Below are 22786 nucleotides of genomic sequence, written 5' to 3'. Positions count from 1 at the left end.
CGCTGCGGCCTGCGGCCGCGCCGCCAATGCCCCCGGAGCCGCGTTCTTGAGCAAGCCCCAGTTCGCCACCGCCGCCGATGCCGAGGCGGCGTTCTACGACGCCCTCGTGCGCGCCGACCTCGAAGCCATGATGGCGGTGTGGTCGGCCGAGGACGATACCGTCTGCGTGCAGCCCGGCGGCCCCCGCCTCACCGGCCTCGCCGAGATCCGCGAGGCCTGGCGCCAGCTTTTTGCCAGCGGCACGCGGCTGATCGTGCGCACCTCCCATCAGGTGATCAGCGCCAACACGCTGCAGGCGGTGCACAACGTGCTCGAACACGTTGCCGTCGAGGGCGACGACCGCATCCACACCCCCATCGTCGCCACCAATGTCTATGCCCGCGGCGCTGGCGGCTGGCACATGGTGATGCACCATGCCTCGCCGATCCCGGATCTCACCGAGCTGATCGGCCAGCATGCACCGCGCGTGGTGCACTGAAATCGCCGCGCCGCCGCTGACTGCGCCCTGGTGGCTGCCCGGCGGCCATCTGCAGACCCTCTGGCCGCTGACCCGCAAGCCTGCGCTGCCTGCCCTGCGCCGCGAACGCTGGGACACCCCCGACGGCGACTTCATCGACCTCGACTGGCTCCCCGCCGGCGACGCTGCGGCGCCGCTGGTGGTGCTTTTTCACGGCCTCGAAGGCAGCAGCCGCTCGCACTACGCCCGTGCCCTCCTGCACGCTGCCGCGGCGCGCGGCTGGCGTGCCGTGGTGCCGCATTTCCGCGGCTGCTCGGGCGCGCCCAACCGCCTGCTGCGTGCCTACCATTCCGGCGACAGCACGGAGATCGACTGGATTTTGCGCCGCCTGCACGCCCGCGCCGGCGGCAGTGCGCTGTTTGCCGCCGGGGTCTCGCTGGGCGGCAATGCCCTGCTGAAGTGGCTGGGCGAACGCGAACACGATGCCCGCGATGTGCTCGCCGCCGCCGCCGCGGTATGCCCGCCGCTCGACCTGAGCATCTCCGGGCATGCCCTCGGCCGCGGTTTCAACCGCGTCTACAGCGCCCACTTTCTCGCCACCCTGCGCCGCAAGGCGCTCGCCAAGGCCGCCGCCCACCCCGGCACGCTCGACCCCCGGCGCATCCGCAGCGCCACCAGCCTGTACGCCTTCGACGATGCCTACACCGCGCCGGTGCATGGCTTTGCCGGTGCCGACGATTACTGGCGGCGTGCCTCCAGCAAGCCCTGGCTGCGCGCCATCGCCGTGCCGACGCTGCTCCTCAACGCCGCCAACGACCCCTTCGTGCCGCCCGCCGCGCTGCCTACGGCGGCGCAACTGTCGGCCAGCGTGCGTTTCGAGTGCCCGCCCACGGGCGGCCACGTCGGTTTCATCACCGCCCCCTTCCCGGGCGCCCTGGATGCCCTGCCGCAGCGCCTGATCGCGCATTTCGCCACACATTCGTCATGAAACGGTCTTTGGCCGGCGGCGCTGCTCTGTGATAATCCCCCCTTTGCTTCCCTGACCCCCGACACCGCCATGACTGCCAGCTACCCGCTCCCCGCTTCCGAGATCTTCAAGGCCTACGACATCCGCGGCATCGTCGACCGCACGCTGACCGTGGACGCCGTACGCGCCATCGGCCACGCCCTCGGCAGCGAGGCGGTCGCGCGCGGGCAGCGCGAAATCGCCATCGGCCGCGACGGCCGCCTCTCCGGCCCGGCGCTGGCCGGTGCCCTCGCCGACGGCATCCGTGCCGCCGGCGTCGACGTGGTGGATATCGGCTGCGTGCCGACGCCGCTGACCTACTTCGCCGCCTTCGAGCTGGGCACGGCCTCCTGCGTCAGCGTCACCGGCAGCCACAACCCGCCGGACTACAACGGCCTCAAGATGGTGCTCGGCGGCCACACCCTGTACGGCGAGCAGATCCAGGCCCTGCGCCAGCGCATCGCCAGCGGCGACCTCTGCCACGGCGCCGGCAGCCTGCGCCAGGCCGACGTCGGCGCCGCCTACCTCGATCGCGTGTGCGGCGACGTCAAGCTCGCACGGCCGATGAAGATCGTCATCGACTGCGGCAACGGCGTTGCCGGCGGCATCGCCCCGCAACTGTTCCGCGCCCTCGGCTGCGAGCTCGTCGAACTGTTCTGCGAGGTCGATGGCAACTTTCCCAACCACCACCCCGACCCCTCGCGCCCGGAGAACCTCCAGGACGTCATCCGCGCGCTGCGCGAGACCGATGCCGAGCTGGGCCTGGCCTTCGACGGCGACGGCGACCGCCTCGGCGTGGTCACCAAGGACGGCGAGATCATCTACCCTGACCGCCAGCTGATGCTGTTCGCCGCCGATGTGCTGAGCCGCGTGCCCGGCGGCGAGATCATCTACGACGTCAAGTGCACCCGCAATCTTGCCGGCTGGATCCGCCAGCACGGTGGCAAGCCGCTGATGTGGAACACCGGCCATGCGCTGGTAAAGGCCAAGCTCAAGGAAACCGGCGCTCCGCTGGCCGGCGAGATGAGCGGCCACATGTTCTTCAAGGAACGCTGGTTCGGCTTTGACGACGGTCTGTACACCGGCGCCCGCCTGCTGGAGATCCTCTCCCGCCATACCGACCCCAGCGCGGTACTGAAGGCCCTCCCGGACGCCGTCAGCACCCCCGAGCTCAACATCCGCATGAACGAGGGCGAACCCTTCGAGCTGGTCCGCCGCCTGCGCGAACAGGCCCGCTTCGACGGCGCGCAGGAGCTCATCACCATCGACGGCGTGCGCGTCGAATACGCCGACGGCTTCGGCCTCGCCCGCCCCTCCAACACCACTCCGGTGGTGGTGCTGCGCTTCGAGGCCGACGACGCCAGCGCGCTGGCACGCATCCAGGCCGACTTCCGCCGCGCCATCGAAGGCGTCTGGCCGGGCGTGGAGCTGCCCTTCGCGTAAATGCGGCAGCCGCCCCCGCCGGCCATGGCGGGGGCGTCCGGATCGTGCGATCCGGTGCGGAAATTGACGAATATCAATGACATTGAGCATTCGTTCGCTACGCCGCTAGATTCGGGGGCATGCGCCCCGCACCATTCCGGCCCCTCCCCTCCCGCCCACGCCCGGCGTCCACCTACGTACTGGGCGTCTTCGCCGCCCTCATCGCCGCCTTCGCGGCGACCTTCGTCGACGCCGCGCGCCTGCGCGCGGAGCGCGCCCCGCACACCCAGGCCAGCATCGCCCTGACCGCCCGCCTGGGCCTCACCGACCCGGTCCTGATGACCGAGGCGCGCTACCTGCGCCACCCCTCGCAGGCCGACCTGCACGCGCACTTCCAGGATCACCCCCTGGCCTTCGACCTCTTCCCTGGCGGCTCGCTGCTGCCGCCTCCGCGACATGCGCACCTGGCTCAACCGTCAGCGACTGCTGATTGAATACACGGTGGCCGCGCTCGGCCGCCGTCGCGCGCGCAGCCTGGGGCTGCTGCTGACCTACACGGCCGTGGTGTTCGTGCTCGCCTCGGTGATGCTGTTCACCCATGCGCTGCGTCAGGAGGCCGCACGGGTGCTCGCCCACAGCCCCGAGGTCGTCCTCCAGCATCTGGTGGCCGGGCGCCACGCGCTGATCCCCGCCGACTACCTCGAACGCATCCCGCGCCAGCGCGGGGTGCGCGAGATGACGCCGCGGCTGTGGGGCTACTTCTACGACCCGGTGGTACAGGCCAACTACACCTTCATGGCCACCGCCGACGCACCGCCGCCCGGCCACATTCTCATCGGCCCGGCGATGGCGCGCGCGCGCGGGGTCGCCCCGGGCAACCTGATTGCCTGGCGGGCCTACGACGGCGCGGTACACACCTTTACCGTGGCCGGTATTCTCGACGCGCACAGCGAGCTGATGAGCGCCGACCTGGTCCTGCTCGGCGAGGACGACTTCCGCGGCTTTTTCAATTACCCCGAAGGCCAGTACACCGACATCGCCATCGCCGTGCGCAATCCGCGCGAGGTCCGCAACGTTGCCACGCGTCTGTCCGAGGCCCTGCCGGATGCGCGCCTGATCCTGCGCGACGAAGTGCTGCGCACCTATGCCGCGCTGTTCGACTGGCGCCAGGGCATCGTGCTGGCCATCCTCAGCGGCGCGCTGCTCGCCTTCGCCCTGCTGGCCTGGGACAAGGCCTCCGGCCTGGCGGCCGAAGAACGGCGCGAAATCGGCATCCTGAAGGCCATCGGCTGGGAGACCGGCGACGTGCTGCGGATGAAGTTCTGGGAGGGCGCGCTGCTCTCCGGGACCGCCTTTCTGAGTGGCTACGTGCTCGCCCATGTGCACGTGTTTCACCTCCACGGCGCCCTCTTCCGCCCCGTGCTGCAGGGCTGGGCCGTGCTTTACCCGCGCTTTGCGCTGCCGCCCGAGATCGACCCCCTGCAGGTACTCACCCTCGCCCTGCTCACCGTGCTGCCCTACACCGTCGCGGTGCTGGTGCCGTGCTGGCGGGCCGCCACCACCGACCCGGACGCGGTGATGCGATCATGAGCCAACCCCTGATCGAGCTGCGCGAGGTCTGCAAGACCTACAACGACGGCCAGCCCAACGCCTTCACCGCCATCGACGGCATCAGCCTGGCACTGGAGCATGGGCGCATCAGCGCCCTGCGCGGCCCCAGTGGCTCGGGCAAGACCACCCTGCTCACCCTGCTCGGCTGCCTGGCACGCCCCACCAGCGGGCGGGTGCGCATCGGCGACGAAGACGTCTCCGCCCTGCCCGAGCGCTTCCTCACCGAACTGCGCCGCCAGCGCTTCGGTTTCGTCTTCCAGCAGTTCAACCTCATCCGCGGCCTCAGCGCACGCGACAACGTGATGCTGCCGGCCTTTCCGCTCGGCCAGCCCCACGCGGTGCTGAGCGCGCGCGCACAGGCCCTGCTCGAGCGCTTCCGCCTTGCCCACCGCGCCGACGCGCCGGTGGAGTGGCTGTCCGGAGGCGAGCAGCAGCGCGTGGCGATCGCCCGCGCGCTGATCAACGACCCCGACATCCTCATTGCCGACGAGCCCACGGCCAACCTCGACACCCGCCTGGCCGAGGAATTCCTGCAACTGATGGCCGAGCTCCACGCCGACGGCAAGACCATCGTGCTCACCAGCCATGACCCGCTCGTGCTCGACTCCGGCCTGATGCACCGCATCGTCACCCTGCGCGACGGGCGCGTGGTCGACGCGCAATGACGGAACACGGCCGATGATCCTCCAGCCCGCCATCATCGCCCTGCTGCTTTGCGCCGCCCTGGGCTTCGCCGCCCTGGCGCTGAGCTCGCCGGCGAGCTGGCAGCTGGTGCGCCACTGGCAGCCGCAAAGTGGCAGCCGCCTCCAGCTGGCGCTCGAACGTCGCACCTACCTGATGTCGGTGCTGGTGCGCTTCGTGCTGGTCAGCCAGATCGCGGCGCTGCTGCTCTTCGTCTACAACGCCGACCGCATGGCGGTGCAGTTCGTCGGCGCGATGTGCGCGGTCGGCACACTGCAGGCCAACGCCTGGGGGTTTCCGGCGCTGCTGGCGCAGATCGCATTGTTCTTCGCCGCCTCGTCGTGGCTGCTGCTCGATCACGCCGACCGCCAGGCACGCGACTATCCGCTGGTCCGCCTCAAGTTCGCCGCGCTGCTGGTGGTCCTGCTGCCGCTCACCGGCACGGTGCTCGCCCTGCAGGGGCTGTATTTCGGCAATCTGCGCGCCGACGTGATCACCTCGTGCTGCGGCAGCCTGTTTTCGGCCGACTCGCCCAGCGTCAGCGGCACGCTCGCCGCCCTGCCCCCACGGCCGGCCATGCTCGCCTTCTACTTCAGCGTGCTGCTCGCCTGCGCAGCCAACCTGCACTACCGCCTGCGCCGGCGCGGCGCGTGGCTGGCCGGGGCGAGCAGCGCACTGGCCTTCGTGGCCGCCATCGTCGGCATCATCGCCTTCGTCTCCCTGTACATCTACGAACACCCTCACCATCACTGCCCGTTCTGCATCCTGCAGGCCGAGCACGGCTATTACGGCTACGCCCTGTATCTGCCGCTGTTTGCCGCCAGCGCATGCGGCCTGGGCGTCGGCGTGCTCGCGCCCTTTTCCGCCCGACCGGGGCTGCGCACCGTGATGCCCGCCCTGTGCGCCCGTCTTGCGGGCTGGGCGGCGGCCGGCTTCGCGCTTTTCCTCGCGCTGGCGACCCTGATGATCCAGTCGTCCAACCTCATCCTGCTGGAGTCCTGATGTCGCTGCTGCGTGCCTGCCGCGTGCTCGCCCTCGCGTTGATCGTCACCGCCTGCGGCGGCGAACCCGACAACATCAACATCGGTGCGCAGGCGCCGGCCTTTGAGACGCCTGTGCTCGACGGCGAGGCGCTGCGCTTCCCCGCCGACACCGCCGGACGCATCGTGGTGTTGCGTTTCTGGGCCGACTGGTGCCGCTTCTGCGAACCCGAGATGCGCGACATGGAACCGGTCTACCAGGCCCTGCGCGAACACGGAGTGGAATTCCTCGCAATCAACGCCGGACAGTCGCCAGCCACCGTCGAGGCCTTCGTGCGCAAGCTCGAGATCAGCTACCCGGTGCTGCTCGACGAGGGTTCGGCCATCGCCCGCAGCTATGGCGTCATCGGACTGCCGACGACCTTCTTCATCGACGGCGAGGGCGTGGTGCGCAGCAAGCTGCTTGGCGAAACCACCCCGGAGGTATTCCGCGCGCAGCTCGACAAGTTGCTGGAGGCCCGCCGATGAGCGCGCTCGCGGGCCACGCCCCGGCAATCTACGTCGGCGCCGTCGCCGCCGGCCTGCTCGGCAGCGCCCACTGCCTGGGCATGTGTGGCGGCCTGGTGTCGGCCTTTTTCATGCGCCTGCAGGCTCGCGGCGCCGCGCCCTACCTGATCTACCACTTCGCGCGCATCGCGGTGTACGCGGTGATCGGCTTTCTCGCCGCCCTGCTCGGCGCGGTACTGATCTCCAGCGGCCGCTTCGGCCTTGCCCAGGGCGCCCTGCAGATCGTCGCCGGCATCATCATCATCGGGCTCGGGCTCGACCTCATCGGCCGCCTCCCGTTCCGCAACCGCCTCAGCTTCGCGCCGGTGGCGTGGTTGCGCCGCCAGTTCGGCGAGGCCGGGCGGCACGGTCCGCTCGCCGGAGCCGGTATCGGCGGCGCCATCAATGCCTTGATGCCGTGCTCGCTGACCATGGCGATGGCCTTCCAGGCCAGCGCCAGCCCTACCCCGGTGCATGGCATGGCCCTGATGCTGGCGTTCGGCTTCGGCACCCTGCCGTCGATGCTCGCCGCCTCGTGGCTGTTCGGCCGCCTCGGCATCGGCGCGCGCAGCTGGCTGCTGAAGGCCGCCGCACTGACCATCGTGCTGATGGGCGCGGCCACGCTCTGGCAAGGCATCCGCTACTACCTGGTCATGGCCCGGCTGGTGCTGTGACCCGGGCGCAGAATTTTTCAACGCGTCACAAGAAGGAGAAACCCCATGGATCGTCGTGAACTGCTCAAACTCTCGCTGCTCGGCAGCGCCGCCGCCGTCGTTGCCAGCCCCGCCGCAGCGGCAGGCTGCGAGGGCGACGGCACTCCCAACCAGTTCATCCCCAAGACCGCGCCGGACCCGCAGCCGCTGGTCGGCGAACTGGACAAGTACCCCAAGTGCCCCTACTGCGGCATGGACCGCCGCGAGCACCATCGTACCCGCATGCTGGTGCACTACTCCGACGACCTGGCCGACGGCGTGTGCTCCATCCACTGTCTGGCGATCAGCCTGTCGCTCAACATCGACCGCTCGCCGAAGGCGATCTGGGGGCCGGATTACGCTGCCGCAGCCGAGCCGCGCCCGCTGCTCGAGGTCGACACGCTGCACTATCTCATCGGCGCCGACCTGCCGCACGCGATGACCGCGCGCAGCAAGCACTCCTTTGCCACCCAGGACGGCCTGGCGAGAATCCAGGCTGCCCACGGCGGCACGCCAAGCAACTTCCAGGGTGCGCTGGAAGCGACCTACCTCGACATGGCCAAGGACGTCGAACGCATCCGTGCCCGCCGCGCCGAACGGCGCCGTCGTGCGATGGAAGGGCGCGGCTGAGATGCGCGCATTCGTTGCCAGCCTGGCGCTGTGCACCACCCTCGGCCTGTGGCCGGGGGTGGTGGCGGCACAGCCCGTCGACACGCCCAAGCCGGGACCGCGCGACCTCTGCCCGGTGTGCGGCATGGTCGTCTCCAAGTATCCGGAGTGGATCGCCACGGTGGTCTTCGATGACGGCCACGTGCACCACTTCGACGGTGCCAAGGACATGTTCAAGTTCATCCACCAGCTCGACCGCTACGCCCCCGGGCATCGGCGCGAGAACGTGCGCACCATCGGCGTCACCGAGTACTACGACCTGCAGCGCATCGACGCGACGACCGCCTGGTACGTGATCGGCTCGGACGTGCTGGGTCCGATGGCCCACGATTTCATTCCCTTCCTCAGCAAGGAGGACGCCGAGGAGTTCATGGCCGACCACGGCGGGCGCCGCATCCTGCGCTTCGACGAGATCAATGTGGACTGGGCCGTGAAACTCGACCGCGGCGCGTTCGACTGAGGGCATGTTAAGCTCTCGGGGTATTAGCGATTCCGCATCCAGCCCTGATCCGCCCAGCCCATGCGCATCCCCGACCAAGCCAGCCTCGAAGCCTCCCTGCAAGGAGTGCAGATTCCCTCCTGTCCGGTGATCCTCACCGAGGTCATGAAGGAGCTCAACAATCCGCTCAACAGCGGCAGGCGCGTGGCGGAGCTGATCGGCCAGGACGTCGGCCTTGCCGCGGTGGTGGTGCGCGCGGCGAATTCGCCCCTGGTCGGCGCGGGACGGCGCATCGCTTCGGTGGACGACGCCATCCGCATGCTCGGCTTCGGCACCCTCACCAACCTGGTCATGGAGGCCCTGCTGCGCAGCGCGGTGGGCACCCGCGACGCCTCGCTGGAGCGCTTCTGGGACAACTCGCGCTACGCCGCGGCCGCCGGCGCCTGGCTGGCGCGCACGCTGGGCGGCACCCGTGCGGATACCGCCTACACCTTCGGCCTTTTCCACGACTGCGGCATTCCGCTCCTGGTGCAGCGCTTTCCCGAGTACAAGCAGGTGCTGCGCATGGCCAACCAGAGCGGCGAGCGCTGGTTCACCGACATCGAGGACGAAGCCCTCAACACCAACCATGCGGTGATCGGCTTCATCCTGGCGCGCTCATGGGGGCTCAATGACGTGGTCTGCCACGGCATCCTCAGCCATCACGATTACTCCGTGCTCACCACCCCCAGCGACATCGCCGAGGAGTCGCGCACCCTGGTGGCCCTCAATGCCATCGCCGACCACGTCGTCGGCGCCCACCTGCGCACCGTGCAGGACGCCGAATGGGACAAGGCGCGCGAACCGGCAGCGGCCTTCCTGGGCCTCGGCCTCAGCGAACTCGACGACATCACCGACGACCTGCTCTACTGGCTCGACGAGCAGCGCAACCGCGAAGCGGCCTGAACGGGCTCGCCGCGCAGCGCTCAGGCGCCGCTGCGCTCATCCTCGCCGGCCCACTCGACGCGGTTGCGGCCGCCGTCCTTGGCGCGGTAGAGGGCTCGGTCGGCACGCGCGACGAGGGCGGAGAAGCCCTCGCTGCCATCGAACTGGGCAACGCCAAAACTGGCGCTCAGCGCGCCGGCGCGGCCAAAGGGCTGCTGGGCGATGAGTTGGCGCATCTTCTCGGCCAGCGCGAGGGCTTCGGCAAGGGCGGTGGACGGGGCAAGGAGGAGGAACTCCTCACCGCCCCAGCGCGCCAGCAGATCGGACTTGCGCACCTCTCCCTGCAGGCGGCTGGCCACCTCGCGCAGGACGTCGTCGCCGGCTTCGTGGCCGTGGCGGTCATTGACCGCCTTGAACCAGTCCACGTCGAAGAGCACCACGCTGAGCGGATAGTGATGGCGGCGCGCACGCGAGAGTTCGACCTCGGCGGTCTGCTCCATGCGCCGGCGATTGGCCAGCCCGGTAAGGCGGTCGGTTGACGCGGCCTCGGCGAGTTCGGCGTTGGCACGCTGCATCAGGCGGTTCGCTTCGAGCAGTTCCTGGCGGGCGAGCTCGAGCTCCTGCTGGGCCTGGCGGCGGGCGGTGATGTCGCTGATCGCCACGATCACCGCCTCGCGACCGCCGAACTCCCCGCGCATGGCCGATACCAGGGCCCAGATGGGTTCGCCGCTGGCACGCCAGAGCTGCAGTTCGTAGTCGTTCACGGCGCCGTCGCGGGCAAGCGCCTCCTGCAGTTGCAGGCGGTCTTCGGGGCGACGGTAGAAATCTTCCACGCAGCGCCCAAGCAAGGCCCCCGCCTCCACCCCGGAGAGCGCCACCGCCTTCTGGTTGGCAAACAGCACGCGGCCGTCTTCCAGCGCGGAGGCGAGGATGGCCACCGGCGCGAGCTCGAGGACCTGCCGCAGGCGGGCTTCGCTGTCGCGCAGGACCTCGGCGGCGCGGTGCTGTTCGGTGACGTCGGAGATGGTACGGACGAAGCCGCCGCCGGCCAGCGGCACGTGCTTGCCTTCGTAGTCGCGCCCGCGATGGGAGAAGGTGTGGCGGAAGGGTTCACGCGAGCGCGCACGCAGCATGGCGCGGTCGAGCATGTGGCGGGACAGGTGGTTCTCGCCCACCCAGTGGCGCAGCACGTCCTCGAACGGCGGACGGGCACCGAGAAAGCGCGGATCGAAACCGGTGATGTCGACGAAGCGCTGGTTGAAGCTGGTCAGACGCTGTTCGGCATCGACCATGATCACCGCCTCGGCCATGTTTTCCATGGTCGAGCGCATCAGCGCCTCGTCCTGACGACGGCTGTCGAGTTCGGCGCGCAGGTCGCGGTTGCGCCGGCACTGGGTCGCGGTACTGCCGCCCAGCACGAGAGCGACAAGCACCGCGAACAGCAGCGCCAGCGTCAGGCTCACAAGCGCTCGGCCACCCAGGCGGGAACGCCGCCAAGTGCCGCCGGCAGGGCGGCCGCATCGGTGCCGCCGGCCTGCGCCATGTCGGGACGGCCTCCGCCCTTGCCACCGACCTGCTGGGCGACGAAGTTGACCAGCTCGCCGGCCTTGACCCTGGCGGTGCAATCGGCGGTGACGCCGGCGATCAGGCTGACCTTGCCGTCGGCCACCGCAGCCAGCACGATGGCCGCCGACCTGAGCTTGTCCTTGAGCTTGTCCATGGTCTCGCGCAGGGTCGGCACGTCGGCGCCTTCGAGCACCGCGGCGAGCACCTTGACGCCCTTCACCTCCACCGCCTGACCGGCCAGATCGTCGCCCTGGCTGGCCGCCAGCTTGCTCTTCAGGCGGGCCAGTTCCTTCTCCAGCGCACGCACGTTGTCGAGGATGCCGGCGACGCGCTCGGCGACCTCGTCGGGCTGCACCTTGAGCAGCGCCGACATGCCCTGCACGCGGCGCTCCTGCTCCTGCGCGTAGCGCAGCGCGTTGGCGCCGGTGACCGCCTCGACGCGGCGCACCCCGGCGGCGACGCCGCTTTCCATGACGATCTTGAACAGGCCGATGTCACCGGTACGCACCACATGGGTGCCGCCGCACAGTTCCTTGGAGCTGCCGATGGTGAGCACGCGCACCTCGTCGCCGTATTTCTCGCCGAACAGCATCAGCGCGCCGGACTGCTGGGCGTCCTCGAGCGCCATCACGCGCGCATCGGTGGCGGCGTTGGCGAGGATCTCGGCATTGACGATCTCCTCGACCTCGCGGATCTCCTCGGCGCTCAGCGCTGCGCTATGGGCGAAGTCGAAGCGGGTCTTGTCGGGATCGACCTGCGAGCCCTTCTGCTGCACGTGGGCGCCGAGCACCTCGCGCAGCGCCTTGTGCATGAGGTGGGTCACCGAGTGGTTGCGCGCGGTGGCGGCACGCGCCGCGGCATCGACGCGCGCGTTGACGCCCTGGCCCACCGACAGGCGGCCGGTCTTCACCACGCCGTGGTGGCCGAACACCGCGGCCTGGATCTTCTGCGTGTCTTCCACCGCGAAGATGCCGGCGCTGCCGCGCAACTCGCCGCGGTCGCCGACCTGGCCGCCGGATTCGGCATAGAAGGGGGTGTTGTCCAGCACCACCACGCCCATCTCGCCTTCGAGCAGTTCATTGACCGCGGCGCCGTCCTTGTACAGCGCCAGGATGCTGCCCTTTTCCTCCAGGCGCTCGTAGCCGTGGAAGGTGGTCTGCGGACCTTCGTATTCGAGGTTGGCGGCCATGCGGAACTTGCCGGCGGCACGCGCCTGCTCCTTCTGGCGCGCCATCGCCGCGTCGAAGGCCACCGCATCGACGGTGACGCCGCGCTCGCGGCAGATGTCGGCGGTGAGGTCGAGCGGGAAACCGTAGGTGTCGTGCAGCTTGAAGGCGGTGTCGCCGTCGAAGACCTTGTTGCCGGCGGTCTCCATCGCCGCGAGTTCGGCCTCGACGATGGCCATGCCGTTCTCGATGGTGGCGAAGAAGCGTTCCTCTTCCTGGCGCAGCACGTCGGCGATGCGGCGCTCGCCGGCCTTCAGCTCGGGATAGGCTGCGCCCATCTCGGCGACCAGATCGGCAACCATCTTGTGGAAGAAGGCCGCGCGCGCGCCCAGCTTGTAGCCGTGGCGGATGGCGCGCCGGATGATGCGGCGGAGCACGTAGCCACGGCCCTCGTTGCCCGGGATGACGCCGTCGGCGATGAGGAAGGAACAGGCACGGATGTGGTCGGCGAGCACGCGCAGCGAGGGCGAGTCCATGTCTGCGCCGGAGGTCTCGCGCGCCGCCGCGGCGATCAGGCGCTGGAAGAGGTCGATTTCGTAGTTGGCATGGACGTGCTGCAGCACTGCGGAGATGCGCTCCAGGCCCATGCCGGTATCGACCGAGGGCTTCGGCAGCGGATGCATCACGCCGGCCTCGTCGCGGTTGAACTGCATGAAGACGTTGTTCCAGATCTCGATGTAGCGGTCGCCGTCTTCCTCCGGGCTCCCCGGCGGGCCGCCCCAGATATCCGGACCGTGGTCGTAGAAGATCTCGGTGCACGGACCGCAGGGGCCGGTGTCGCCCATCATCCAGAAGTTGTCCGAAGCGTAGCGCGCGCCCTTGTTGTCGCCGATGCGGATCACCCGCTCGGCCGGCACGCCGACTTCCCTGGTCCAGATGTCGTAGGCTTCGTCGTCCTCCGCATACACGGTGACCCACAGCTTGTCCTTGGGCAGCTTGAAGACGTCGGTGAGCAGCTCCCAGGCGTAGGTGATGGCGTCGCGCTTGAAGTAGTCGCCAAAGCTGAAGTTGCCCAGCATCTCGAAGAAGGTGTGGTGGCGCGCGGTATAGCCGACGTTTTCCAGGTCGTTGTGCTTGCCGCCGGCGCGCACGCATTTCTGCGAGGTGGTGGCGCGCGTGTAGGGACGCTTGTCGAAGCCGAGGAAGACGTCCTTGAACTGGTTCATGCCGGCGTTGGTGAACAGCAGCGTGGGGTCGTCGTGCGGCACCAGCGAACTGGAGGCCACGATCTGGTGGCCCTTGGACTCGAAGAACTTGAGGAAGGTGTCGCGGATTTCGGCGGATTTCATGTCAACTGGAGGCCAGGATGTTGTTGAAGCGGGAACGATCGGGCAGACGATAGACGTCGAAATCCCGGTCGAAGGTAAGGATGTCGCGCACGCCGGATTCCAGCGCAAGCACGATCAGCGAGCCGTCGGCAACGTCCATCGGCAGGTCGCGGTACTTCTCGGAGAACTGGCGGATCAGCGAGACCGCACCGGCACCCGGCGCAGTGACCTCGACACCGCCGCGTTCCACCCATTGCAGGAAGGCGAGCTGACGATCGACCGAATGGCCCAGCATGTGCCCCACCTCGGTCAGCACCGGCCAGGTGGTCAGCAGGATGCCATCGTAGCCCTCGATGAAGCTGCGCACCCGTACATGATTGCGTTCAGCCGGCTCGAACAGGGCGATCAACGGCCCGGAGTCAGCGATCGTTTTCAGCACGCAGCCGCTCCACGATGGTACTTCGGACACGTTCCTTGCTGGTCAGATCGAGTGCTGCCCCTGCCGCCGTCGGGTCGCCGAAAAGGTCCTTGCCCAGCTCGTACGGCGTCTTGCGCGGCGCCACGCGGGCGAGATACTCCCGCAGGCTGGCCTTCACCAGCTCGCTCTTGCTGCGCCCGGTCTGCTCGGCGGCGCGCGCCAGTTCGGACTCGAGTTCGGGGTCGAGACGGATCGACAGGGTCATGCCGGCGATTCCATGTAATACATGACGTATCGCATCGTATGCCGCACGCTGGCGGAAGTCAATTTGCCCGCGCGGCGCCTATAATTGACGTTCGCGTCAACTACAACAACACACGGGGACAACCATGGGCAACCGCCTCTCCAAGATCTACACCCGCACCGGCGACGCCGGCACCACCGGCCTGGGCAACGGCAACCGGGTGTCCAAGAACAGCCTGCGCATTCACAGCCTGGGCGAGGTGGATGAACTCAATGCGGTGATCGGCCTGCTGCTCACCGAGGATCTGCCGGATGAGATCCGCGCCCTGCTCACCGACGTGCAGAACGACCTCTTCGACCTCGGCGGCGAAGTGTGCATTCCCGGCATGAGCATGATCAGCGAACGCCAGGTGACCCGCCTGGAGAACGAGCTGGATCGCATGAACGAGCACCTGGAGCCGCTCAAGGACTTCATCCTGCCCGGCGGCACGCGCGCCGCGGCGCTCGCCCACATGGCGCGCACGGTGTGCCGGCGCGCCGAGCGCATGCTGGTGGGGCTGGCCCAGGAAGAGGCGGTGAACGACGGCCCGCGCCAGTACCTGAACCGCCTCTCGGACCTGCTCTTCGTCCTCGGGCGCGCGCTCAACCGCGCCGGCGGGCGCGGCGACGTGCTGTGGCAGAAGGGCAAGAACGCCTGAGCCACCCTTGTGCGGGGGCTGCGCCCCGCATGCGGGGCGCGGCTCAGGCGATCACGTTCTCGCCGTCGGCCATGCTGAGGATGGCGCCGACGATGTCGTCCATGGTGATGATGCCGGCCAGTTCGTTGGTGGCAGTAACCAGCAGGCGGCGGATGCCGAGATTCACCATCATGCGCGCGGCATGCTTGATCTCCACCTCGCGCGAGATGGCGATCGCCGGCTTGGCGCAGATGTCGTAGACGTTGATCAGATCGATGTCGCCCTCTTCGGCAACGATGGTCTTGAGGATGTTGGTGTAGGTGATGATGCCGAAGGCGTCGTGCTCGTGGCGCTTGTCCACCACCAGCGACTTCACCCCGCGCTGCTTCATGACCTGCATCGCCTCACGGATGGTTGCAAACGGCGAGACGGTGACCACCTCGCGCACCATGATGTCCTTGACCAGCAGCATGCCCGTTCCTCCTAGATGTCGTCCTTGATGCGCTGTTCGAAGCGCTGGATCTGCGAAGTGTCGATGCCGGCGATGTGCTCCAGCGGCAGGGTGAACACCACGCCCTTGCTTTCGGTGCGCAGATTGAGCTGCTCGGTGAGTTTCTTGAGCACCGTCAGCGAGAGCTTCTTCTCCAGCACGAAGACCAGCACCGACTGGCTGCCCTCGTAGGTCAGCCCGAAGAAAGTCTTCTTCTCCTGCGCGCCGATGCCGCGCGCGTCGAGGATGGTGACCCCGGCCGCACCCGCCTCGCGGGCGATCTCCAGCGCCTTTTCCTCCAGATCATCGGCCAGGATGGCCACCAGCACAGCAAATTTCATGGCGTTGCTCCCTGGGCCCGCGTGGCCCGTTCGACGAAGATGGCATACAGCATGACCGTGACGATGGGGAAGATCGACGCGAAGGCGATCAGCCCGAAGCCGTCGATGAGCACGCTGCGCCCGGGGATGTGGGTGGCCAGGCCGATGCCCAGCGCGGTGACCAGCGGCACGGTGACCTCCGAGGTGGTCACCCCGCCCAGATCGAAGGCCAGCGGCACGATGTACTTGGGCGCCAGCCAGGTGAGCAGGATCACCAGCGCGTAGCCGCCCATGATGTAGTAGTGGATGGAGCCACCGGCGATGATGCGGTGCACGCCGATGGTGATCCCCACGGCGACGCCGATCGCCACCAGGATGCGGATGCGGTTGCCGTCCAGCCGGCCCTTGCCGGCCTCCTCGGCCTTCTGGCCTATGGCGATCAGTGCAGGTTCGGCCATGGTGGTGGCAAAACCGATGGAGAAGGCGAACAGATACACCCACAGCACCGACTCCAGACCGATGAGCTGCTCGGCCATGCTGCGCCCGATGGGGAACAGGCCGAGCTTGAGCCCGACCACGAAGGCGTAGAGGCCGACGATGACCAGCACGAAGCCGCCCATCACCTTGTGAATGTGGGCGATGTGCTTGCGGATCACCATGTACTGGAAGAACAGGATCACCGCGATGATGGGGGCGACGTCGCGGAACATGCGCAGCAGGTCGCCGATCATCCCCAGCAGAAGATCCAGTGCCCCTGCTGCCGGCGCACTCTCCTGCGCGGGCACGGCCACTGCGGCTGCCGCGGCCAGCGGCAGCACCTCCTCCACACTGCCAAAGCTGTACACCACGACGCCGTAGAGCTGCACCGAGATCATCGGTACCATCACCGCCAGCGCCACCAGGCCGAAGCCGTGGGCGAGCGCGTTGCGCCCGCGGATCGAGCTTGCCAGGCCGATGCCGAGCGCGGCGATCAGCGGCACGGTGACGATGTTGGTGGTCACCCCGCCGGAGTCATAGGCCAGGCCGACGATCTCTGCGGGGGCGAAGAAGGTCACCGTCACCACCAGCAGGTAGCCGCCTATCATGTACCAGTGCAGGGAATGACCGAGGATGGTGCGCACCACGCCGAGCGCGACCACCACGCCGACCGACAGCGCCACCAGGATGCGCAGCGTGAAGCCGTCGATGCGCCCGCCGCTGATCATCTCCGCCTGGCTGGCGACCGCGATCAAGGCCGGTTCGGCCACCACCGCGGAAAACCCCAGACAGAAGCCGAAGCTCATCAGCAGCACCAGCGAGCCGCGTTTGGCGAACTCGTTGGAGAGGTTCTTGCCGATCGGGAAGATGCCCAGCTCCAGCCCCTGCAGGAACAGCGCCACGCCAAGGACCACCACCAGCAGGCCGAAGCTCATCGACAGCAGCCCGTCGGGCAGCTGCTGCATCACCGCAAGCTGAAAGAAGGCCACCACCACGATGATGGGCAGCAGGTTGCGGAAGGAGTGCAGCAGGATACGGTAGAACTCGCCGAGCTGGCTCAAGATGGGTTCCGGAGGTGGAGGGCGATGGACCGGAGTATCCCGAGTTGCGCCGTTGCGGTCAAACCCCGCCCGGGCATCCGGATCAGAAGCCACTCACGCGGAGGTACGCAGTGGCTGCGACCGGCTTTGCTCAAAGCTGCGATGGCGGCATGCCGATGCGTTCGCGGAAGTATCCGGAGAACTGCGACTGGCTGGAGAAGCCCGGCTCGAAGGCCCGGCGGGCAAGCTGAAGTGGTTCTGTGGCGCAGCGCTGTCAACCCGGCAATGAAATAGTCACTCCCGTTCGCCCTGAGCTCGTCGAAGGGCGTTGGCGCCGACCGGGCTTCGACAGGTCCGAACGGTATTTGATTGCCAGGTTAGTAATCTGAGCACATCTGCTGGGAGCGCCTCCATCCCTACCCATCCCCCGCAAACAGTGCGAGCTGGCCTTCTTCAAGCTGCCCCTCGGCAAAGCGCACGCCGATACCCAGCAGGCGCACCGCCCGCGCGCCACGGGCGTGGGCCTCGGCGAGCAGCACTGGCCACAGCGCGGGGTCGGGCGCGGTCACCGAGCGCTCCAGGGTGGTCTGGGTGAAATCGGCGAACTTGACCTTGACGAAAGCCTTGGCCACCGGCGCGGGAGCGTCGAGGCGGGCGAAGCGGCGCTGGAAGTCGGCCACCAGCGCCGGCAGCGCGGCGAGGCAATCGTCGAGGCCGGCCAGATCGGTGCTGAAGGTGGTCTCCACCGACAGCGACTTGCGCACCCGCGCAGGATTGACCGGGCGCTCGTCGATGCCGCGGCAGAGGCGGTAGAGGGCGGCGCCGAAACGCCCGAACTCGGCGACCAGATCGGCCTGCGCCCAGGCCCGCAGGTCGCCGCAGGTGCGCGCGCCGAGCCGGTGCAGGCGCTGCGCGGTGACCTTGCCGACGCCGAAGATACGGTCCACCGGCAGCGCGGCAACAAAGGCATCGACCTCCTGCGGGCGCACCACGAACTGCCCGTCCGGCTTGTTCCAGTCGCTGGCCACCTTGGCGATGAACTTGTTCGGCGCGATGCCCGCCGAGGCGGTGATGCCCACTTCCGCGCTGATGCGTGCGCGGATCTCCTGCGCCATCAACGTGGCGCTGCCGCGGCAACGCCCGACGCCGCTGACATCGAGATAGGCCTCGTCGAGCGACAGCGGTTCGACCAGTGGCGTATAGTCACGATAGATATCGAGGATCTGCCGCGAGGCGGCGCGATAGCGCTCGAAATCGGGCGGCAGCAGCACCAGGTCGGGACACAGGCGCAAGGCCCGTGCGGTGGACATCGCCGAGCGCACGCCGAAGGCGCGCGCCTCGTAGTTGCAGGTGGCGATCACCCCGCGGCCGGCGGGGCGCCCGCCGACGGCCAGCGGGCGGCCGGCAAGGGCTGGCGCATCGCGCATCTCGACGGCCGCATAGAAGCAGTCACAGTCACAATGGATGATCTTGCGTGGCGGCGCACGCAGGCCGTCCGCGTCGTAGGGAGTATCCACAATTGCCGCCCGCAGGCGCACTGCCTAAGCTCGAATAATTAAGGTTCCGCCCGTACGCTGCGGGCAGAAGCCCCTCCCGGCGCACAACGCGCCGGAATGATCAGACAATTCACCAGGAGGAGCAATGGCCGATTCCGATCAGTCACTCGACGACTTGAGCGCGGAGGACCGCAAGAAGGTCCAGGAGCTGATGGAGAAGGATCAGAAGAGCGAGCGCCGCGTTGCCGGCCCCTGGCTCTGGCTGACCTCCGGGCTCGCCGCGCTGATGGTGCTGCTGTACTTCTACGGCGCCGGCTTCCAGGCCCTTGGCACCCAGTACCACCTGGGCATCTACGTGCTGATCACCTTCGTGCTGGTGTTCCTGCTCTACCCCGCCGGCGGCCGCGTGGCCGTGGGTGGCATGTCCATTCTCAGCGCCGCGCTGCTCTCGGTAGGGGTGAGCAGTTTCCTGCTCTTCGACTCGCCCGCCGAGTTCTACGGCCAGATCAACATTTTCCGCGAGACCTGGGAGTACGACGGCCTCAGTGAGGCACTGGCGAATGACTTCGGCAACCTGCGCTGGACACTGATGCTGATCGTGCCCTTCGCCGCCGTAATGCTGCCGCTCGACCAGTGGCTGGCGCGCCGCTTCCACAACGCCCCCACCGCCAGCGACGTGCTGATGGCCGCGGGCATCGCGCTGATGGTGCTGTACTGGATCAGCCAGTTCGAACTGCTCAACTACCGTGCCGGCGCCGAGAACGACCTCGACAAGCTGGTCTCCATCATCGGCCTGGTGCTGTCGCTGGAGATCTGCCGCCGCGTGCTGGGCTGGTCGCTGACCATCATCGGCATCCTGATGCTCGCCTTCGGCCTCTTCGGCCCGCACCTGCCGGAGATCATCGCGCACCGCGGCTTCTCCTTCGAACGCCTGGCCACCGCTCTGTTCATCACCACCAATGGCGTGTTCGGCATCATGGCCAGCGTGCTGGCCACCTATGTGATCCTGTTCATCTTCTTCGGCGCCTTCCTGATGAAGTCCGGCGCCGGCCGCTTCTTCATCGACCTGCCGCTGGCCGTGGCCGGCAGGTCCGCCGGCGGCCCGGCCAAGGTGGCGGTGATCTCCTCCGCCCTGTTCGGCTCGGTGTCGGGCAGTGCGATCGCCAACACTGTGTCCTCGGGCGCCTTCACCATCCCGATGATGAAGCGCGCGGGCTTCAAGCCGCACGTCGCCGGCGCCATCGAGCCGGCGGCGTCCATCGGCGGCGCCTTCCTGCCCCCGATCATGGGCGCGGGCGGCTTCCTGATGGCCGAGCTGACCGGCCTTTCCTACGCCACCATCATGCTGCTGGCGGTCGGCCCGGCGCTGCTCTACTTCCTCTCGGTGTTCTTCATGGTGCACTTCGAGGCCAAGAAGCGCGGCCTCATCGGCATGCCGGGCGAAGCCCTGCCGGACTGGCGCCATGTGCTGAAGACCGGCTGGTACTTCTCGCTGCCGCTGGTGATCATCACCGTGCTGATGATGATGGGCCGCTCGCCGGGCAACGCCGCGTTCTGGGCCACCGTGTCGTGCATCGCGCTGAGCTGGGTGAACAAGGAAACCCGCATGGGCCCGAAGGAGATCTGGGAAGCCATCCAGATCGGCGCCAAGAACACCCTGGTGATCGGCGCCACGATGGGCGTGATCGGCGTCATCGTCGGCACCATCTCGCTCACCGGCATGGGCCTGAAGTTTGCCGATCTGGTGATCTCGCTGGCCGGCGACAGCATGCTGATCGCCATCGGTCTGATCGCCATCGCCTCGCTGATCCTCGGCCTGGGCGTGCCGGTGACCGCCGCCTACCTGATCCTGGCGGTGCTCGCAGTACCGGCACTGGGTGCGCTCGGCCTGCCGATCATCGCCGGTCACATGGTGGTGTACTGGCTGGCACAAAGCTCCAACATCACTCCGCCGGTGTGTCTGGCGGCCTTTGCCGGCGCGGCGATCGCGGGTTCCGACCCGTGGAAGACCGGGTGGACCTCGATGCGCTTCTCGAAGATGCTCTTCGTCACCCCGCTGCTGTTCGCCTATATCCCGGCGATCCTGCTCGACGGCAGCGCCTTCGAGATCGGCACCGCCTACTTCTCCGCCATCCTCGGTACCATCGCCTTCGGTGCGCTGGCGATGGGCTACCTGCGCCGTAACACCAAGGTGCATGAATGGCTCCTGCTGGGCGTGGCCACCTTCCTGCTGTACTGGCCGACCTTCCTGACCGACGGCATCGGTCTGGCGATCGTCGCCCTGGTATGGTGGATGCAGCGCGACGCCAAGCAAACGCCGGCCGCTGCCGCCGCCTGACCCCTGACAAGGATTACCCACATGGCCGAAATCAAGACCATCCTGTTCGCCACCGATTTTTCCGAAGGCTCGGTGCGCGCCTGCGATCTGGCGCGCACCCTGACTGCCCTGGCCGGCGCCCGCCTGCATGTGCTGCACATCATCACCGAGCTCGTCGACAAGCAGCGCCGCCGCCTGCCGGTAGATGTCGTCGACACCCTGGTGCGCGAGGTCGAGCGCCATGCGGTGGAGGATATGCACCGTTTCTGCGACGCCAACTTCACCGGGCTGCAGACCACCACCGACATCGTCATCGGTGTCGCCCACGAGGAAGTGATCAACCAGGCCCGCAAGGTCAACGCCGACCTCATCATCATGGGCACCCACGGCCGTACCGGCCTGGAAAAGATGCTGGTGGGCTCCACCGCCGAGAAGGTGGTGCGCAGCTCGCCGATTCCCGTGCTGACTGTGCGCGAGTGAGCGCACGGCACATGCGGGGCCGGCAGGCCCCGCGCATCGCCAGTTCTTTCCACCAAGAGGAGACTCTAAGATGACCCTGACCCGACTCTTCAAGCTGCCCGCCACCGTGAGCAGCTTTGCCGCTGCCGCGCTGATGGCGGTGACCCTCGGCGCCTCCCCGGCGGCCGAAGCCCAGACCCAGCGTCTGGCCTTCTCCGGCGGTCCCGACGGCGGCACCTTCCAGTTCTTCTCCAACGGCATCGCCACTCTGCTGTCGCGCTCCATCCAGGGCGTCGAAGTCTCCAACATGGCCTCCGCCGGCTCGGTGGAGAACCTGCGTCGGGTGAACTCCCGCGACGCCGACTTCGGCATCGTCTATTCCGGCGACCTCTTTCTGGGCATGAACGGCCGCCTGACCAACGACAGCAACCGCTACCGCAACGTACACGCCGTGGCCTACATGTTCGGCGCCCCGGCCCACCTGATCGTGCTGGAAGGTTCGGGCATCACCGACGTCGCCCAACTCGCCGGCAAGAAGGTTGCCGTCGGCCCGGCCGGCTCGGGTGCTGCCGCCTCCGCCCAGCGCTTCTTCGAAAGCCTGGGCATGTGGGACAAGATCAGCCCGCAGTTCATCGGCTACTCGCAGGGCGCCTCGGCGCTGGGCGACCGCCAGATCGAAGCGCTGTGGGTGTTCGCCGGCTTCCCCAACGCCTCGGTGATCCAGGCCGCTTCCAGCAACCGCGTCCGCCTGCTGCAGGTCTATGAGGCCTCCCAGAAGGGCACCCTGGCCACGGACCACCCCTACTACGCCAAGGTCACCATCCCGGCCGGCACCTATCCGGGTGTCGACTACGACGTGGTCACCATCGAAGACGGCGCCCTGTGGGTTGCCGGTCGCCACGTCAAGGAGGACGACATGCACAAGTTCATGACCAACGTCTATTCCGACGAGGGCATGAGCTTCATGCGCTCCGTGGCCAAGGCCGCCGAGGCGATGACCATCGAAAACGCCCTCAACGGCATCGTCACCCCGGTGCACAAGGGTGCGCAGAAGTTCTGGGCCGAGAAGGGCAAGACCCTCACCGACGCCCAGAAGTAAGCCCCCACTGGCTTCCCATGGCGGCTACCCCCGTGGCCGCCTGCCCGCTGACCCGGTCGCTCGCGACCGGGTCTTTTTTGTTTACCCGGCAATCAAATACCGTTCGGGCTGAGCCTGTCGAAGCCCGCTCGAAGGCACTGCCATCAAGTGCCCTTCGACAGGCGAACAGTGGTGACTAATTCATTGCCGGGTCAATAAGTTAAATGGTGTGGCCGACGGCGCACCGGCACCTTCCCTGCGGCATAGTGACAAGCATGCGCCGG

The 22786-nt window shown here is 67.9% G+C and carries 24 protein-coding genes; 16 read left to right on the top strand and 8 right to left on the bottom strand.

From position 1 onward, the window contains the following. Nucleotides 1-46 precede the first annotated feature (46 nt). From C8261_RS11395 to C8261_RS11340, 12 genes are all read left to right on the top strand, one after another. Nucleotides 47-478, top strand: a complete 432-nt coding sequence (locus C8261_RS11395) for a YybH family protein (RefSeq protein WP_107493829.1) — start codon at nucleotides 47-49, stop codon at nucleotides 476-478. After that, nucleotides 456-1445, top strand: coding sequence for a YheT family hydrolase (locus C8261_RS11390; RefSeq protein ID WP_107493828.1), 990 nt, complete (start codon nucleotides 456-458; stop codon nucleotides 1443-1445). Before C8261_RS11395 ends, C8261_RS11390 begins: the two co-directional genes overlap by 23 nt. Nucleotides 1446-1514: 69 nt before the next feature. Continuing rightward, nucleotides 1515-2906: a phosphomannomutase/phosphoglucomutase gene (locus C8261_RS11385; RefSeq protein ID WP_107493827.1), complete on the top strand. Its 1392-nt coding sequence runs from the start codon at nucleotides 1515-1517 to the stop codon at nucleotides 2904-2906. Nucleotides 2907-3025: 119 nt separating this feature from the next. Then, nucleotides 3026-3379 carry a hypothetical protein gene (locus tag C8261_RS11380; RefSeq protein WP_235864904.1) on the top strand — a complete coding sequence of 118 codons (354 nt, stop codon included), beginning with the start codon at nucleotides 3026-3028 and terminating at the stop codon, nucleotides 3377-3379. Beyond that, the gene (locus tag C8261_RS11375; protein ID WP_107493826.1) at nucleotides 3342-4475 is read left to right on the top strand and encodes an ABC transporter permease; all 1134 of its coding nucleotides are present in this window, start codon (nucleotides 3342-3344) and stop codon (nucleotides 4473-4475) included. The genes C8261_RS11380 and C8261_RS11375 overlap by 38 nt, the downstream gene beginning before the upstream one ends. Then, nucleotides 4472-5161, top strand: a complete 690-nt coding sequence (locus tag C8261_RS11370; RefSeq protein WP_235864903.1) for an ABC transporter ATP-binding protein — start codon at nucleotides 4472-4474, stop codon at nucleotides 5159-5161. Before C8261_RS11375 ends, C8261_RS11370 begins: the two co-directional genes overlap by 4 nt. A 13-nt stretch (nucleotides 5162-5174) precedes the next feature. Further along, nucleotides 5175-6179: a hypothetical protein gene (locus tag C8261_RS11365; RefSeq protein ID WP_107493825.1), complete on the top strand. Its 1005-nt coding sequence runs from the start codon at nucleotides 5175-5177 to the stop codon at nucleotides 6177-6179. Further along, entirely contained in the window at nucleotides 6179-6685 is a 507-nt protein-coding gene (locus C8261_RS11360; RefSeq protein ID WP_107493824.1) for a TlpA family protein disulfide reductase, read from the top strand. Before C8261_RS11365 ends, C8261_RS11360 begins: the two co-directional genes overlap by 1 nt. Next, on the top strand, nucleotides 6682-7377 hold the full coding sequence (locus tag C8261_RS11355) for a sulfite exporter TauE/SafE family protein (protein WP_107493823.1): 696 nt from the start codon (nucleotides 6682-6684) through the stop codon (nucleotides 7375-7377). Before C8261_RS11360 ends, C8261_RS11355 begins: the two co-directional genes overlap by 4 nt. Nucleotides 7378-7422: 45 nt before the next feature. Next, nucleotides 7423-8025 carry a nitrous oxide reductase accessory protein NosL gene (locus C8261_RS11350; protein ID WP_107493822.1) on the top strand — a complete coding sequence of 201 codons (603 nt, stop codon included), beginning with the start codon at nucleotides 7423-7425 and terminating at the stop codon, nucleotides 8023-8025. Between the two features lies 1 nt (nucleotide 8026). Next, a complete protein-coding gene (locus tag C8261_RS11345) occupies nucleotides 8027-8524 on the top strand; it encodes a nitrous oxide reductase accessory protein NosL (protein ID WP_107493821.1) in 498 nt (165 codons plus the stop codon). A gap of 60 nt (nucleotides 8525-8584) precedes the next feature. After that, on the top strand, nucleotides 8585-9448 hold the full coding sequence (locus C8261_RS11340; protein WP_107493820.1) for an HDOD domain-containing protein: 864 nt from the start codon (nucleotides 8585-8587) through the stop codon (nucleotides 9446-9448). Nucleotides 9449-9468: 20 nt separating this feature from the next. Here C8261_RS11340 and C8261_RS11335 read toward each other — a convergent pair whose 3' ends face one another. Genes C8261_RS11335 through C8261_RS11320 form a run of 4 tightly spaced genes read right to left on the bottom strand, consistent with a single transcriptional unit; the run spans nucleotide 9469 to nucleotide 14170 of the window. Then, nucleotides 9469-10890 carry a sensor domain-containing diguanylate cyclase gene (locus C8261_RS11335; protein WP_107493819.1) on the bottom strand — a complete coding sequence of 474 codons (1422 nt, stop codon included), beginning with the start codon at nucleotides 10888-10890 and terminating at the stop codon, nucleotides 9469-9471. After that, the gene (gene alaS, locus C8261_RS11330; RefSeq protein ID WP_107493818.1) at nucleotides 10887-13508 is read right to left on the bottom strand and encodes an alanine--tRNA ligase; all 2622 of its coding nucleotides are present in this window, start codon (nucleotides 13506-13508) and stop codon (nucleotides 10887-10889) included. The genes C8261_RS11335 and alaS overlap by 4 nt, the downstream gene beginning before the upstream one ends. A gap of 1 nt (nucleotide 13509) precedes the next feature. After that, nucleotides 13510-13926 carry a type II toxin-antitoxin system VapC family toxin gene (locus tag C8261_RS11325; RefSeq protein WP_107493817.1) on the bottom strand — a complete coding sequence of 139 codons (417 nt, stop codon included), beginning with the start codon at nucleotides 13924-13926 and terminating at the stop codon, nucleotides 13510-13512. After that, nucleotides 13907-14170 (bottom strand): ribbon-helix-helix protein, CopG family, encoded by a 264-nt coding sequence (locus C8261_RS11320; RefSeq protein ID WP_107493816.1) that lies wholly within the window; start codon nucleotides 14168-14170, stop codon nucleotides 13907-13909. Before C8261_RS11320 ends, C8261_RS11325 begins: the two co-directional genes overlap by 20 nt. A 124-nt stretch (nucleotides 14171-14294) precedes the next feature. Here C8261_RS11320 and C8261_RS11315 point away from each other — a divergent pair, with 124 nt between their 5' ends. Beyond that, nucleotides 14295-14846 (top strand): cob(I)yrinic acid a,c-diamide adenosyltransferase, encoded by a 552-nt coding sequence (locus tag C8261_RS11315; RefSeq protein WP_107493815.1) that lies wholly within the window; start codon nucleotides 14295-14297, stop codon nucleotides 14844-14846. A gap of 43 nt (nucleotides 14847-14889) precedes the next feature. Here the strand turns inward: C8261_RS11315 and C8261_RS11310 are convergent, their stop codons facing one another. The 4 genes from C8261_RS11310 to dinB form a co-directional block, all read right to left on the bottom strand. Continuing rightward, nucleotides 14890-15297 carry a CBS domain-containing protein gene (locus tag C8261_RS11310; RefSeq protein ID WP_235864902.1) on the bottom strand — a complete coding sequence of 136 codons (408 nt, stop codon included), beginning with the start codon at nucleotides 15295-15297 and terminating at the stop codon, nucleotides 14890-14892. Between the two features lie 11 nt (nucleotides 15298-15308). Continuing rightward, nucleotides 15309-15656, bottom strand: a complete 348-nt coding sequence (locus C8261_RS11305) for a P-II family nitrogen regulator (RefSeq protein ID WP_107493814.1) — start codon at nucleotides 15654-15656, stop codon at nucleotides 15309-15311. Further along, nucleotides 15653-17173 carry a DUF1538 domain-containing protein gene (locus C8261_RS11300; RefSeq protein ID WP_107493813.1) on the bottom strand — a complete coding sequence of 507 codons (1521 nt, stop codon included), beginning with the start codon at nucleotides 17171-17173 and terminating at the stop codon, nucleotides 15653-15655. The genes C8261_RS11305 and C8261_RS11300 overlap by 4 nt, the downstream gene beginning before the upstream one ends. A gap of 395 nt (nucleotides 17174-17568) precedes the next feature. Then, entirely contained in the window at nucleotides 17569-18669 is a 1101-nt protein-coding gene (gene dinB, locus C8261_RS11295) for a DNA polymerase IV (protein ID WP_268987184.1), read from the bottom strand. Nucleotides 18670-18793: 124 nt separating this feature from the next. Between dinB and C8261_RS11290 the strand changes: the two genes are divergently transcribed. The 3 genes from C8261_RS11290 to C8261_RS11280 all read left to right on the top strand — a co-directional run bounded on the left by C8261_RS11290 (nucleotide 18794) and on the right by C8261_RS11280 (nucleotide 22523). After that, nucleotides 18794-20986 carry a TRAP transporter permease gene (locus C8261_RS11290; RefSeq protein ID WP_107493812.1) on the top strand — a complete coding sequence of 731 codons (2193 nt, stop codon included), beginning with the start codon at nucleotides 18794-18796 and terminating at the stop codon, nucleotides 20984-20986. Between the two features lie 21 nt (nucleotides 20987-21007). Beyond that, nucleotides 21008-21445, top strand: coding sequence for a universal stress protein (locus C8261_RS11285; protein WP_107493811.1), 438 nt, complete (start codon nucleotides 21008-21010; stop codon nucleotides 21443-21445). A gap of 70 nt (nucleotides 21446-21515) precedes the next feature. Continuing rightward, entirely contained in the window at nucleotides 21516-22523 is a 1008-nt protein-coding gene (locus C8261_RS11280; RefSeq protein WP_107493810.1) for a TAXI family TRAP transporter solute-binding subunit, read from the top strand. Nucleotides 22524-22786 lie beyond the last annotated feature (263 nt).

The sequence above is a fragment of the Pseudothauera lacus genome (genome assembly GCF_003034845.1).
GTDB classification, from domain to species: domain Bacteria; phylum Pseudomonadota; class Gammaproteobacteria; order Burkholderiales; family Rhodocyclaceae; genus Pseudothauera; species Pseudothauera lacus.
The sequence above is the reverse complement of the archived record's forward strand: the minus strand, read 5'-3'. Positions and strand labels throughout refer to the sequence as shown.

Bases quoted from the DNA above. Each gene is read 5' to 3' on its own strand.
- C8261_RS11375 (WP_107493826.1), top strand. From the start codon at position 3,342: ATGCGCACCTGGCTCAACCGTCAGCGACTGCTGATTGAATACACGGTG.
- C8261_RS11385 (WP_107493827.1), top strand. From the start codon at position 1,515: ATGACTGCCAGCTACCCGCTCCCCGCTTCCGAGATCTTCAAGGCCTAC.
- alaS (WP_107493818.1), bottom strand. From the start codon at position 13,508: ATGAAATCCGCCGAAATCCGCGACACCTTCCTCAAGTTCTTCGAGTCC.
- C8261_RS11315 (WP_107493815.1), top strand. From the start codon at position 14,295: ATGGGCAACCGCCTCTCCAAGATCTACACCCGCACCGGCGACGCCGGC.
- C8261_RS11340 (WP_107493820.1), top strand. From the start codon at position 8,585: ATGCGCATCCCCGACCAAGCCAGCCTCGAAGCCTCCCTGCAAGGAGTG.
- C8261_RS11305 (WP_107493814.1), bottom strand. From the start codon at position 15,656: ATGAAATTTGCTGTGCTGGTGGCCATCCTGGCCGATGATCTGGAGGAA.
- C8261_RS11360 (WP_107493824.1), top strand. From the start codon at position 6,179: ATGTCGCTGCTGCGTGCCTGCCGCGTGCTCGCCCTCGCGTTGATCGTC.
- C8261_RS11280 (WP_107493810.1), top strand. From the start codon at position 21,516: ATGACCCTGACCCGACTCTTCAAGCTGCCCGCCACCGTGAGCAGCTTT.
- C8261_RS11345 (WP_107493821.1), top strand. From the start codon at position 8,027: ATGCGCGCATTCGTTGCCAGCCTGGCGCTGTGCACCACCCTCGGCCTG.
- C8261_RS11390 (WP_107493828.1), top strand. From the start codon at position 456: ATGCACCGCGCGTGGTGCACTGAAATCGCCGCGCCGCCGCTGACTGCG.
- C8261_RS11285 (WP_107493811.1), top strand. From the start codon at position 21,008: ATGGCCGAAATCAAGACCATCCTGTTCGCCACCGATTTTTCCGAAGGC.
- C8261_RS11365 (WP_107493825.1), top strand. From the start codon at position 5,175: ATGATCCTCCAGCCCGCCATCATCGCCCTGCTGCTTTGCGCCGCCCTG.
- C8261_RS11310 (WP_235864902.1), bottom strand. From the start codon at position 15,297: ATGCTGCTGGTCAAGGACATCATGGTGCGCGAGGTGGTCACCGTCTCG.
- C8261_RS11320 (WP_107493816.1), bottom strand. From the start codon at position 14,170: ATGACCCTGTCGATCCGTCTCGACCCCGAACTCGAGTCCGAACTGGCG.
- C8261_RS11380 (WP_235864904.1), top strand. From the start codon at position 3,026: ATGCGCCCCGCACCATTCCGGCCCCTCCCCTCCCGCCCACGCCCGGCG.
- C8261_RS11370 (WP_235864903.1), top strand. From the start codon at position 4,472: ATGAGCCAACCCCTGATCGAGCTGCGCGAGGTCTGCAAGACCTACAAC.
- C8261_RS11355 (WP_107493823.1), top strand. From the start codon at position 6,682: ATGAGCGCGCTCGCGGGCCACGCCCCGGCAATCTACGTCGGCGCCGTC.
- C8261_RS11290 (WP_107493812.1), top strand. From the start codon at position 18,794: ATGGCCGATTCCGATCAGTCACTCGACGACTTGAGCGCGGAGGACCGC.
- C8261_RS11350 (WP_107493822.1), top strand. From the start codon at position 7,423: ATGGATCGTCGTGAACTGCTCAAACTCTCGCTGCTCGGCAGCGCCGCC.